General features: G+C 30.5%; 11 protein-coding genes and 1 tRNA gene. 9 read left to right on the forward strand and 3 right to left on the reverse strand.

What is annotated here, in order from left to right:
• The 6 genes from mnmG to ACQRC6_RS01560 all read left to right on the forward strand — a co-directional run bounded on the left by mnmG (nucleotide 1) and on the right by ACQRC6_RS01560 (nucleotide 5,687).
• A complete protein-coding gene (gene mnmG / locus ACQRC6_RS01535) occupies nucleotides 1–1,905 on the forward strand; it encodes a tRNA uridine-5-carboxymethylaminomethyl(34) synthesis enzyme MnmG (RefSeq protein WP_427847424.1) in 1,905 nt (634 codons plus the stop codon).
• Nucleotides 1,895–2,587: a 16S rRNA (guanine(527)-N(7))-methyltransferase RsmG gene (gene rsmG / locus ACQRC6_RS01540; protein ID WP_427847425.1), complete on the forward strand. Its 693-nt coding sequence runs from the start codon at nucleotides 1,895–1,897 to the stop codon at nucleotides 2,585–2,587. The genes mnmG and rsmG overlap by 11 nt, the downstream gene beginning before the upstream one ends.
• Nucleotides 2,588–2,778: 191 nt before the next feature.
• The gene (locus tag ACQRC6_RS01545) at nucleotides 2,779–3,534 is read left to right on the forward strand and encodes a ParA family protein (RefSeq protein WP_320850040.1); all 756 of its coding nucleotides are present in this window, start codon (nucleotides 2,779–2,781) and stop codon (nucleotides 3,532–3,534) included.
• Nucleotides 3,527–4,378: a ParB/RepB/Spo0J family partition protein gene (locus ACQRC6_RS01550; protein WP_427847426.1), complete on the forward strand. Its 852-nt coding sequence runs from the start codon at nucleotides 3,527–3,529 to the stop codon at nucleotides 4,376–4,378. Before ACQRC6_RS01545 ends, ACQRC6_RS01550 begins: the two co-directional genes overlap by 8 nt.
• On the forward strand, nucleotides 4,378–5,271 hold the full coding sequence (locus tag ACQRC6_RS01555) for a PhzF family phenazine biosynthesis protein (protein WP_427847427.1): 894 nt from the start codon (nucleotides 4,378–4,380) through the stop codon (nucleotides 5,269–5,271). The genes ACQRC6_RS01550 and ACQRC6_RS01555 overlap by 1 nt, the downstream gene beginning before the upstream one ends.
• Nucleotides 5,271–5,687 (forward strand): hypothetical protein, encoded by a 417-nt coding sequence (locus ACQRC6_RS01560; protein WP_293558339.1) that lies wholly within the window; start codon nucleotides 5,271–5,273, stop codon nucleotides 5,685–5,687. The genes ACQRC6_RS01555 and ACQRC6_RS01560 overlap by 1 nt, the downstream gene beginning before the upstream one ends.
• A 45-nt stretch (nucleotides 5,688–5,732) precedes the next feature.
• On the opposite strand, the gene ACQRC6_RS01565 is transcribed toward ACQRC6_RS01560, so the two are convergent.
• Nucleotides 5,733–5,808, reverse strand: a tRNA-Thr gene (locus tag ACQRC6_RS01565).
• An 85-nt stretch (nucleotides 5,809–5,893) separates the two neighbouring features.
• Between ACQRC6_RS01565 and glpK the strand changes: the two genes are divergently transcribed.
• The 3 genes from glpK to ACQRC6_RS01580 all read left to right on the forward strand — a co-directional run bounded on the left by glpK (nucleotide 5,894) and on the right by ACQRC6_RS01580 (nucleotide 10,305).
• Nucleotides 5,894–7,381, forward strand: a complete 1,488-nt coding sequence (gene glpK / locus ACQRC6_RS01570) for a glycerol kinase GlpK (protein ID WP_427847428.1) — start codon at nucleotides 5,894–5,896, stop codon at nucleotides 7,379–7,381.
• Nucleotides 7,382–7,498: 117 nt separating this feature from the next.
• Nucleotides 7,499–8,743 (forward strand): serine dehydratase subunit alpha family protein, encoded by a 1,245-nt coding sequence (locus tag ACQRC6_RS01575; protein ID WP_427847429.1) that lies wholly within the window; start codon nucleotides 7,499–7,501, stop codon nucleotides 8,741–8,743.
• Nucleotides 8,744–8,826: 83 nt separating this feature from the next.
• A complete protein-coding gene (locus ACQRC6_RS01580; protein WP_427847430.1) occupies nucleotides 8,827–10,305 on the forward strand; it encodes an Lsa family ABC-F type ribosomal protection protein in 1,479 nt (492 codons plus the stop codon).
• A 340-nt stretch (nucleotides 10,306–10,645) separates the two neighbouring features.
• Here ACQRC6_RS01580 and ACQRC6_RS01585 read toward each other — a convergent pair whose 3' ends face one another.
• Entirely contained in the window at nucleotides 10,646–12,088 is a 1,443-nt protein-coding gene (locus ACQRC6_RS01585; RefSeq protein ID WP_427847431.1) for a TraB/GumN family protein, read from the reverse strand.
• Nucleotides 12,089–12,092: 4 nt separating this feature from the next.
• A complete protein-coding gene (locus ACQRC6_RS01590) occupies nucleotides 12,093–13,166 on the reverse strand; it encodes a pyridoxal phosphate-dependent aminotransferase (protein WP_427847432.1) in 1,074 nt (357 codons plus the stop codon).
• Nucleotides 13,167–13,205: the final 39 nt, after the last annotated feature.

The following is a 13,205-nucleotide window of genomic DNA, read 5'->3' on the forward strand; positions in this document are numbered from 1 at the left end:
ATGTCAGATATTAAATATTTTGAAGCTGGAGATTTTGATACAGTTGTAATTGGAGCAGGTCATGCAGGAAGTGAAGCTGCTCTTGCATCTGCAAGACTTGGAGCAAAAACTCTTTTATTATGTATAAATTTAGATTCAATAGCACAACTTAGCTGCAACCCTAACATTGGCGGAACAGGCAAGGGCCATTTAGTTCGTGAAATTGACGCTCTAGGCGGCGAAATGGCAAAAAATATAGACAAGACTTTTATCCAATCTAGGATGCTCAATACTTCAAAAGGTCCAGCTGTTCATTCACTTAGAGTGCAAGCTGACAAGAGAAAGTATCACGACGAGATGAAAAGAGTATTGGAAAATGAAGATAATTTATATCTCGTTCAAGATGAAGCTATTAGAATTTTAAAAGATGGGAAGAAAGTAACAGGAGTTTTAACGAGAAATGGTGCTAAATACAACACTAAATGCGTTGTAATATGTAGCGGAACTTACCTAAGATCAAAGGTATTTATGGGAGAAGTAAATTATTCTTCTGGTCCAAGTGGATTTGGTCCAGCAAATTATCTTTCAGAAAGTCTTGAAAAAGATTTTGGAATGGAACTCAGGAGATTGAAAACAGGTACTCCTGCAAGAGTTTTGCGCAAATCAATGGATTATTCTGTTATGACAGAACAAAAAGGAGATGAGGAAATAATCCCATTTTCTTTCTTAAATATTGATAAAAAATATGATATTCAACAAGAATTTTGTTATTTGACTTATACAACTAAAAAGTGTCACGAGATTATTAGAAATAATATCGAAAGATCTGCACTTGCTCTTGGTGATATTGAGGGAAAAGGTCCAAGATACTGTCCATCTATTGAAGATAAAGTAACTAGATTTGCCGACAGAGATTCACATCAAGTTTTTATTGAGCCAGAAGGTCTTACTACTGATGAAATGTACATCCAAGGTGTGTCATCTTCCCTACCAGTTGAAATACAAAATCAGTTTTACAGAGAAATAATAGGAATGGAACACTGCAAAATTTTAAGACCAGCCTATGCTATTGAATACGATGCAATTGACGCAACTCTCTTAAAGAGGACTCTTGAGCATATGGACTATGAGGGATTATTTTTTGCTGGACAAATTAACGGGTCTAGTGGATATGAAGAAGCAGGAGCACAGGGAATTGTTGCAGGAATAAACGCAGCTCTTAAAGTCAAGGGAAAAGAACCCTTCGTGCTAGATAGATCTGAAGCATATATTGGAGTTTTAATTGACGATTTAGTAACTAAGGGAACTAGGGAACCTTATAGAATAATGACTTCAAGAGCTGAATATAGACTCACTCTAAGACAAGACAACGCAGATTTAAGACTTACAGAAAGAGGAAGAGAAATTGGACTTGTAGATGACGAGAGATATAAAGGATATTTATACAGAAAAAATGCCATCGAAGAAGAAATTAATAGAATTAAAAAAATTCAAATTAACCCAACTGTTGAAAACAATAAAATCCTAAAATGCTTAGGATCAACAGAAACTCAAAATTCTTTTTCACTTTATGAACTTATAAAAAGGCCGGAACTTGACTATAAAAAACTTGCAGTATTTGACAAAGATAGACCTTTTGTTAGAAGTGATGTAATAAGAAATATTGAAATTGAAATAAAGTACGAAGGATATATTAAAAAACAAGAAATACAAATAAAACAATTTAAAAAGCTTGAAAACAAAAAACTTTCCAAGGATATTAATTATAAAAACATAGAAGGACTTAGGTTAGAAGCAAAGGAAAAATTATCTGATATTAGACCAGAATCTATTGGTCAAGCATCTAGAATAACGGGAGTTTCCCCAGCAGATATAAATGTGCTATTAATACATCTTGAACAATTAAGGAGAAAAAATGCTAATTGATTATATGACAGATTATGATTTGGATACAGATAATATTGATAAATTTGAAAAATATAAAGAACTAATATTAAAATACAACGAACACACAAATCTCACTCGAATTACTGAAGATGATGAATTTAATGTAAAACATTTTTTGGACTCATTAAGCCTCTTTAAGACAAAAAAATTTGATGGAGAGAAAAAAATCATTGATATTGGAACTGGAGCAGGGTTCCCAGGAATTCCGTTAAAGCTTTATAACGGACAATTAGATATAACTCTTCTTGATTCACTAAGAAAAAGAATTGATTTTTTAAATGGCGTAATCGAAGAGCTTAATCTAAAAAAAATAAAGGCAATTCACGCTAGAGCCGAAGAAATTGCAAGGACAGAGGAATATAGAGAACAATTTGACATAGCAGTATCAAGAGCAGTTGCAAATCTAGCTACTTTAACAGAATATGCAATGGGATTTGTAAAAGTTGGTGGGTATTTTATTTCTCAAAAAGGTCCGGAATATAAAGAAGAACTTGAAAAAGCAAAAAGAGCAATTGAATTAATGGGTGGAATTGTAGAAGATGTAATCCATACTCCACTACCAAAGGACATAGACCACTATATTATAGTTGTCAAGAAATTAAAAAAAACCGACAAAAAATATCCGAGAGGCGGAGGAAAGCCAAGGAAAGCACCTTTATAAATTTCAAAAATCAAATTAATCAATAAAATAAAGATGCTCTACGTAGAGCAACAAAGGAAAAAGTTATATAAATATAAAAATGCTCCACGTGGAGCAAAGCTTCAAAAAATTTTTGGAGCTTATTTTTTTGCTTTACCTTTTAAAAAAAATTCAAACATGTTATCATTAATTATATAGAAATGAGGTAAAAAATGTCTGTTGTAATTACAGTTTTTAATCAAAAAGGTGGAGTTGGGAAAAGTACCACTGTTATAAATTTAAGTTCAGCACTTGCCTTGAGAGGTAAAAAAACACTTATTGTCGACATGGATCCACAAGGAAATTCTACATCGGGGCTTGGAGTTTACGAGTTTGAAAATATGATATACGACTTTGTTATAGATGAAAAAGTAGATTCTATTTATAAAACTTCTTTTAATAAGCTTGACATAATTCCTTCAAATGGGGAATTTGCAGGAGTGGAAATTGAACTTGCAAGATACGATGACTGGCAGTTTAAGTTAAAAAAGATGATAGATAAGGTAAAGGACAATTATGATTTTGTAATTCTTGACTCTCCTCCATCTCTAGGAGTATTGTCTATGATGTCTTTAGTTGCAAGCGATAAAATTCTTATTCCTGTACAATGCGAATACTATGCTCTTGAAGGTGTTTCACAATTAATGGACACAATTACTCTTGTAAGAGATAATTTTAATCCAAATTTGAGTATTTTAGGCGTTGTGATGTGTATGTACGACGGAAGGAATAATCTTTCTAATCAAGTGGCAGAAGAAGTTAAAAAATTCTTTAAGGACAAAGTTTTTAAAACTTTCATACCAAGAAATGTTAGACTTGCAGAAGCTCCAAGCTTTGGCATGAATATATATGATTATGACAGCAAATCTAAGGGTGCAAGAGCGTACACAGATCTTGCTAAAGAAGTAATAGGTGAAATAAATGACTAAAAAAAATGGACTTGGCAGAGGAATAGGAAACTTTTTAACATCTAGTGAAAAAATAAGAGAAGTTATTGAAGAAGATAGTTCAAAACTTATGGAAATCAATGTATTTGACATTATTCCAAATGAGGATCAGCCTAGAAAAAATTTTGACAAAGATGAGTTATATGAACTTTCTCAATCAATAAAAAAATATGGAATTATTCAGCCACTTTTACTAAAGAAAAAAAATGATAAATATGAAATCATTGCTGGAGAAAGAAGATATAGAGCTGCAGTAGATGCTGGAGTAACAAAGGTCCCTGCGATTGTAAAAGATGTATCTGATGAAATTTCTAGTAGAATTGCAATCATTGAAAACATTCAGAGAAAAGACCTAAATCCCGTGGAAGAGGCTATGAGCTACAAACATCTATTAGATTCACAAGGACTAACACAAAAAGAACTTGCTGATGAAATTGGCAAAAGTAGACAATACGTTGGAAATACTATTAGGCTTTTAAAGCTAGACCCTAGAGTTCTAAAACTTTTGGAAGAGGAAAAGATTAGCACATCTCATGGTAAAAACTTGCTTTCCATAAAAGATGGGGACAAACAATATAAAGAGGCCATGAAGATTATAAAAAATTCCATTCCAGTAAATGATAACAAAAAAGTTGCTGAGAATGGAAAAAAAGAAAAAGTAAAAGATGTTTTTTTGGAAGACATAAGAAGTGAAGTTGAAAGATCACTTGGAACAAAGGTAAGTTTCAAAAAAAGAGGAAAAGTCGGTAAAATAGAAATCGAATATTATGGCGAAGAGGACTTATCTAGAATTGTTGATCTTATTTTGAAAAAGGATTTAATGTAATGAAAAGATTTTATACGACATATTTAGTATCGGCCTTTTCGGATAGGGCTTTTATGGGTAATTCGACTGGTGTAGTAATTGACGATGATGGAAAACTTTCAGATCAAGAAATGGAAAATATTGCAAAGGATATTAATCAATCTGTAATTGTCTTTGTAAGAGAACTAGATAGGGATCGATATTTAACGAGATTTTTTACTCCTGAAGGTGAGATAAATCTTTGTGGACATGCGACTGTTGCAACTTTTTATGCACTAGCAGAAAATGAATATATTAAAAGTGAAGAAGAAGGTATAAAGAAGATTATTCAACACACAAAAATTGGGAAAATACCTGTTGAACTTGAATATAGGAATGGAAAAATTCAAAATATTTATATGAATTTAGATATTAAACTAGATGAAAAATTTGAAGACGAAGATAGAATTTTAAAAATTCTTAACTTAAAAAAAGAAGATATAGGACTTGAAATAGCTGAAAATTTAAGTATGAAAAAAATATCAACGGGAACTTGTGACATAATTGTACCTGTAAAAAATGAGGAATCACTTTCTTCTATATTATTAGATAAAAAAGAAGCACTTAAAATTTCGAGAGATGAAAATTTAATATCAATTCATGCTTTCACAACTAATGATGGAAAAACAATTAAACAAAGAACTTTTTCTCCAATAATCGGCGAGGATGAAGAATTTGGAAGCGGAACATCAACAGCTGCAACTATGTATTATCTAAGTTCAAACAGAATAACAGAAAGCAAGAGTATTACAGCAATACAAGGCGATTACATTGGAAGAATTTCAAAAGTTTTTACTAGCATAACAGATAGAGAAAAAAGGATTCGCGTTGGGGGAAGAGCTTACGTATTTATGAATGGAGTTTTATATTTATAATGGCGAGAAAAGAGAAAAAATCAAAGAAATCAAAAATTGTTCTCTTCGTATTTTTTGTAGTAATTATGTTTTTTGGAGTTAGTTTAGTTTCTTCACGGAATAAAATAGTAGATATTAATCCAAAAGATGTTGATTACATTGAGATAATTGGTTTTAAAACCGACAATATGAAGACAATAAAGGAAGAAAAAATTGTAAATAAAATAGTAAAAGATTTAAATCGATTGAGAGGAAAACAGGCAAATAAAGACACTAATGCAGAAATTGCAAATTATATAAACGTCTATTTTACAAGTGGAAATAAAATTTCTTTTGTAAAAACAGGTCTTACTATTAGAGTAAATAATATTTATTACAATATTAGTTCAAACAACTCAAAAATGATTGATAATATAATAGAAAAGTATGGAAGATAAAATAAAGCTGGCTTAGTTAAAAAGTCAGCTTTTTAAAGATATAAATGGAGCTGATAGGCGGATTTGAACCGCCGACCTATTGATTACGAATCAATTGCTCTACCAACTGAGCCATATCAGCAAATAATAAAATAATTATAGCACTAATTAAAAAAAAGTAAAATCGAAAAATAATGTATTAATGATATAATGAAGATGGTGATTAAATGAAATACATAATGGCATTTGATGCAGGTACTACATCTGCAAGGACAATAATTTTTGATAAAAAGGGAAATCCAGTATCTGTTGCGCAAAAGGAACTTATTAAACATTTTCCAAAACCTGGATATGTTGAAGAAGAGCCAGAAGATCTTTGGTCAAAGCAAATAGGTACGGCAGTGGAAGCAATGTCTAAAAAAGGTATCGACCCAAAAGATATTGCGGCGATTGGAATTACAAATCAAAGAGAAACTACAATTGTTTGGAACAAAAAGACAATGGAGCCAGTTTATAACGCTATTGTATGGCAGTGCAAAAGAACTTCAAAATACTGTGAAGAACTAAAAGAAAGAGGACTTGAAGAAAAAATAAAAGAAAAGACGGGACTTGTGATAGACCCTTATTTTTCCGCCACAAAAATAAGGTGGATTCTTGAAAATGTGGACGGTGCAATAGAAATGGCTAATCGCGGAGAACTTTTGTTTGGGACAGTAGATACATATCTAATCTATAAATTAACAGATGGTGAAGTTCACATAACAGACTACACAAATGCGTCAAGGACAATGTTATTTAACATAAAAGAAAAGAAATGGGACGATGAGCTTTTAGAAATTTTTGACATACCGAGATCCATGCTTCCCGAAATAAAAAATTCTAGCGAAGTATATGGCAATTCAAAATCAAAATACTTAGGTTGTGAAATACCAATTGCCTCTGCAATAGGTGATCAACAGTCTTCACTTTTTGGCACAGCATCCTTTGAAAAAGGCATGGCAAAATCAACTTATGGCACAGGAGCTTTTATCTTAATGAATACTGGCGACGAGCTAATAAGATCACAAAATGGTCTTGTTTCAACAATTGCATGGTCAATAAATGGGAAGATTAAATATGCACTTGAAGGATCAATTTTCGAAGCAGGTTCATGCATTAATTTTTTGCGTGACAATCTAAGGATTATAGACCAAGCAGACGATTCCGAATACATGGCAAGCAAGGTAAAGGACACCAATGACTGTTATTTTATACCAGCCTTCACAGGTCTTGGAGCGCCTTATTGGGATCAATACGCAAGAGGCAGCATAATTGGACTAACAGGCTCAGTTAATAAATATCACATAATAAGAGCAGCATTGGAATCAATAGCGTACTTGAGTTGTGATGTAGTAGAAGCAATGCAAGAAGATTCAAAGATAAAAATTAAATCACTAAAGGTTGATGGCGGAGTTAGCAAGAATAATTTTTTGATGCAATTTTTGTCAGATATTGTTGGAGTTGAAGTCACAAGACCAAAAGTAATTGAATTGACAGCTCTTGGTGCATGTTACATGGCTGGGCTGGCAGTAGGATTTTGGAAGAATATAGATGAAATAAGGGAAAATAATGAAATAGAAAAATATTTTGAGCCAAAAATGGAAGAGGAAGAAAGAAATAAAAAGATGGATAGATGGCATGAAGCCATAAAATATTCTATGAATTGGGCGAAATAATAAAAAATAAGTTGTAAGAATGCATGAATATTTAATTTTTAAGAAAGAGTTTTTAATAGGATAAGGTTATCATTTTTGCTATAATATATTTAATAAAAAAATTATGAGGAGATTTTTATGGATTACAATGATTTTTTGAGAGAAAAAATGGTACCAGCTTTTGGATGTACCGAGCCCATAGCTTTGGCTTATGGCGCAAGTCGTGCAAGATCTATATTAGGAGAAGACCCTGAAAAGATTACGGCAAAGTTATCGGGCAATATGATTAAGAACGTGAATAGTGTGAAAGTGCCAGGCACTGATGGAAGAAAGGGAATTGAAATTTCTCTTGCTGCGGGCGCCTTTCTTGGAGATTATAATAAGAAACTTGAAGTTTTATCTAGTGTTGATAAAGGCAAGTTAAATATGTTAGATGATCTTATAAAAAATGGTTTAGTTAAAATAGAACTTGTTCATGATATTAAGGGACTTTACATAGACATAATTATGGAGAAGAATGGAAATAAATCTCGTGTAGTAATTAAGGATTACCATACGAATATTATTTATGAGAGTATAAATGATAAAGTACTTTTCGAAAATAAAAATGAAGATGAAAAGCCAGAAGATAAAATAGATTTATCCTTTGATAAAATTTATGATTTTGCAAAAAATGGAAACTATAAAAACATAACAGACGTCTTAGATAAAGAAATTGAGTATAATTATGATATTGCAGTAGAAGGAATTGAAAACCCATGGGGTGCAAACATTGGAAAAATGATTTTAGAAGATGCAAAAGATAACTATAATGACAAATTAGTTGCCTACGCAGCTGCAGGTTCCGATGCTCGAATGTCTGGCTGTGAAAAACCTGTTGTTATAAATTCTGGAAGTGGAAACCAAGGAATAACAGTTTCTGTTCCTATAATTATTTATGCAAAAGACCACAATATAGAAAGGGATAAATTATATAGATCTCTTATTTTTGCAAATTTAATTGGTCTTTACATAAAAGAGGGAATTGGCGAATTATCTGCTTATTGTGGAGTTGTGTCTGCCGCAGCTTCTTCTGTATGTGGAATTGCCTTTATGAAAGATGAAGATGAAGACCTTATAAAAGAAATTCTAAAAAATGCACTTGCGACAAATTCAGGAATTATTTGTGATGGAGCAAAGGAATCTTGTGCCATAAAAATTGCATCTAGCTTAAAAATGTCACTCCTTGCATATAAGCAAGCAAAGTCTGGCAACTCATTTAAATCTGGTGACGGAATAGTAAAGAGCGATGTAGACGATATGATTAAAACAGTTGGACACATTGCAAAGGATGGAATGAGAGAAACTGACGAGGTTATTTTAAAAGAAATGATTGGAAAATAAAAATTAAAAGACGAGGTACTAAATAGAAAAATGGCTTAAAGATAGTATAATATTAAGCAAAATATGCTTGCGAGAGGTGTTTTATGTCAGTAATTAAAATTGAAAACCTCACTTTCTCATATTATGGATATGTGAGACCGGTATTTGAAAATGTATCATTTTCTTTTGATACAAACTGGAAAACAGGACTAATAGGAAGAAATGGAACTGGCAAGTCTACTCTATTTAAGCTACTTCTAAATCAAGAGATTTATCAAGGCAAAATCAGCAAAAGTGTTGACTTTATTAAATTCCCACCAAATATAAACGATACTTCAAAATTAGGGATTGATTTATATAAAGAACTAATATCAGATGAGGAAGAATGGAAATTATTTAGAGAACTTAATTTGCTAAATATAGATGAAGATCTAATTTATAGAGAGTTTGAAAAGCTTTCTAAAGGAGAACAAACAAAAATTCTTTTAGCTATTTTGTTTACAAGAGAAGATGGTTTTTTACTTATTGATGAACCAACAAACCATTTAGATATGGACGGAAGAAAAATTGTAAGTGAATATCTGAAAAGTAAAAAAGGGTTTTTGTTAATATCTCATGATAGAGATTTTTTAGATGGTTGTATCGATCATGTGATTTCAATTAATAGAAATTCTATTGATGTTCAATCAGGAAATTTTACATCATGGTATGAAAATAAATTGATGAAAGACCAATTTGAAATCAGTCAAAATGAGAAAATAAGAAAAGATATTAAGCGATTAAGGGAAGCAGCGAGACAAAGTAAAATTTGGGCGGATAAAATTGAAAACATGAAAAATGGCGTAAAGGTATCTGGCGTAAAGCCAGACAAGGGTTATATAGGACATCAGTCCGCTAAGATGATGAAGAAGTCCAAGAATTTAGAGAATAGACAAAATAAGGCAATAGAAGAAAAACAGATTTTACTAAAAGATATTGAAACAAAGGAAAGTCTATTATTGCATAATTTACATCATCATAAAAATTCTCTAATATCAATTGACAATTTATCATCATACTATGGAGAAAAGCAGATATTAAGCAATGTAAGCTTTGAGATAAAACAATGCGATATAGTAGCTATATATGGTAGTAATGGCAGTGGAAAATCAACCTTGATTAAAATTTTATTAGGCTTAAATCATGAATATACAGGTGAGATAAAATTAGCAAGTAATTTAAAAACATCCTATATTCCTCAAGATACATCTAATTTAATAGGGAGTTTAAATGAGTATATTCATAGGCAATCGGTCGATGAAACATTGTGTAAAACAATTCTTAGAAAATTAGATTTTGCTAGAGAATTATTTGAAATGGATATGAAAAATTATAGTGATGGACAAAAAAAGAAAGTTTTAATTGCTGTAAGCTTGTCAAAACCAGCTCATATTTTTGTTTGGGACGAACCGCTGAATTATATAGATGCAATATCTAGAATACAAATTGAAGAAATTATAAAAGAAGCAAAGCCGACACTAATATTTGTTGAACATGATAAGCGATTTGTAGAAGATATAGCAAATAAAATAATACAATTATAACAAAATAAACAATTAACAATTAACAATTAAAGACGAGGTTAATGTAGGACAGTAGATCAAATTGATTTACTGTTTTTATTGTTTAAAATAAAAAAAGAAAGGACAAGAAAATGAAATTATAGATGAAAAAATTTTAATAGATAATATCTTTGGTAGTGTGAAAATTTTTGTGTATTAGTGCCTTCTAACTAGATCGAACTGATGTTTTTTTGAAATACAAAAATATTTTTAATTTTATTTATACATTTTATTTAGATTTTATACAAAAAAATACCACCAAGTAAATAGTTTATTAAAATTAGCTACTGCTTGGAGGTATTTGATTATATTTAAACTACGATTATTTTTCAATTACATTGTATCCCATAGCTTTTAAAATTCCTGTTACAGAATTTTCTGGAACTAAATGAGCGGATCCAACTAATATGAAGTATGTGTTTTTTCCATCTTTTTTTAGCATTGCATCTATTTTTTTTGCCATGCCTTTGTCTCTTTCGCTTAAAAGTGCTTCGTTAAATTTTTCAGACTCTTCGTCTCCTTCAGCAGATAAAATAGATCTCATTTTAACTTTGTCGCCACTTTGCCAGGCATCTAGCAAATTGTCTAGACTTAAATTTATATTTTTATAGCCATTTTTTTCTATTTCACTTGTTAGAGATTCAATCATCTTTATATAGGATGCATTGTCAAAGTTTGCAAGGATATTTGATTGATACTCTATGGATTCAAGTTCTCCGATTTCAATTTTATTTAATAGACTTAGATTCATAAAGTAGGATTCAACTCCAAAACTTGCTCTTGCAGTTTCTCCTAATGGATCAATTGACAAAGTGTTGTAAACTGCCCAAGGTCTAAGAGTTTTTATATCAGCTTCCTTCATTCCAAAACCTTTAAATAAATTTAGAACTCTTGAATAAAGTTCATCGCCTAAATCATCTTTTAAAGTTTTGCCATCTTTATAGTAAATTTTTTCACGCATTTTTTTTGCTTCATCTTTTTTTGACAAATCAATTTCCATAAAAATCTTGTCGGAAGATTTTAGTGCATTTAAAATATTTTTGTCTATTGGGTAAAGGGAACTATTTCCAAGGTGAATTGAGCCAAGCATATAAATTTTATTTTCCTTGTTGTTTATTTCGTAGAAAAATCCTCTAGAAACTTTATCATTGTCTTGCAAAACTTTATTCACAGCTCTTGAATATAAAGAGATCATCTCTTCTAGAGAAATTTTTGAATTTAAATACTTTTCATCTTCAGAACCTAAAAATATTTTTGCTTTTTTCAAATTTTTTATTTCAAATTTTTCATCTTTTAATAGTTTTGAAATTGAATTTAAAATTTCTCCACGGGTAAGTTTTTTAAAAGTGAAGTTTCCAGCTGTCTCTATACCTCTTTCTTCAATTTTTTTCTTTGAAAGTTTATAACAAGTTTTGGCATCTTCAAATGTTACTGGTTTCCTAAAGTCCCTGCCATTGAAAAAACCTTTCGCAGGATAAAGCCCCATAAACTGTGCCTCGTTTAGGTCCTTTGTAGCCCATGGACTAAAAACTGGGTTTTTAGTTTCGGATAAATTATCTTTTTTGGATTTTATCTCGTGAGCTTCTTTTATTTTTTTGTTTAAAGTATTTTGGTTTTCCTCGATTTTTACATTTTCAGATTTAATTTCTGTTACAATAGGAGCATTAGCTGTGGCACTTGCAACACTTGGAATTAGAAGTGTTGGAACTAAAACTAAAACAGAAAATATTTTTTTTATTTTAGTTAATTTTTTATTTTTATTCAAAATTTCACCTCATATAAATTTCTTTTAAGTTTTTTAAAAGTTTTTCATTTGAGTCATCATTTAAAACACAAATCCTAAAATAATTTTCATCTAAATTTTTAAAACTTTTACAGTCTCGAATTACTATGCCCTTTTCCAAAAGTTTTTCGCGAAGTTCCGTCGACTTAATTCCATCTAAAATTTTTATCAAGATAAAATTCCCAAAACTTTTTTGAGGTTTCAAATTTTTTATTTTTGAAATCTCGTGGAATATATAATTTCTCCTTGAAGTTATAAAGTTAAAGACGCGAGAAATATAATCTTCATCAGAAAACATAACTTTGCCACAAATTTCTGCAACAGAATTTATTTGCCAAAGTATTTCTTTATTTTTAAAATAATTTAAAAAATTTTCATCAGAAGAAAGTCCATAGCCAAGTCTAATGCCAGGAAGAGCAAAAAATTTGGATGTTCCCCGTACTACTGCAAGATTTTTATAAGAATCAATTAATTTTGTGGAAGAGTAAACTGATATATCTGTGAATTCGATGTAAGTTTCGTCGATCAAAATTTTTGCATCTGTTTCTTTTAGAATTTTTTCAATTTGTTCTGTATCTAAAATTGTGCCCGTTGGATTATTTGGATTTGCAAAAACAACAAACTCAATTTTTTCTTCAATAATATTTTTAATAAGCTCATCTAAATTTATTTTAAAATTATTTTTTTCATCTAATTTATACTCTATAATTTTTGAATTTATTTTTCTGAGTTCATTTTCATATTCAGAGTAACATGGCGAAAGGATCATGGAAATTTTTGGAGCGAAAAACTTTATCGCATCTTTTAGAATTTCTGTGGATCCAAGCCCAAGCACGATATTTTTACTATCACAATTTACATACTTTGAAATAGAGTTTTTTAGATCTATGTAATCTACATCTGGATAAGTGGAAAGTAGATTTAAATTATTCTTTAGCTCGTCGAGAGTTTTTTTGCTAGGACCAAGGGGATTTATATTTGATGAAAAATCCATGATGTTCCTTATATCAATGTCGTTATTTTTTGCAATTTCAAAAACATTTGCACCGTGACTATTCATTTAAACACCTCTTTTCTATTGTACACTATTTTGTAAAAT

The organism is Peptoniphilus sp. SGI.035, assembly GCF_050315115.1.
GTDB lineage: Bacteria > Bacillota > Clostridia > Tissierellales > Peptoniphilaceae > Peptoniphilus_A.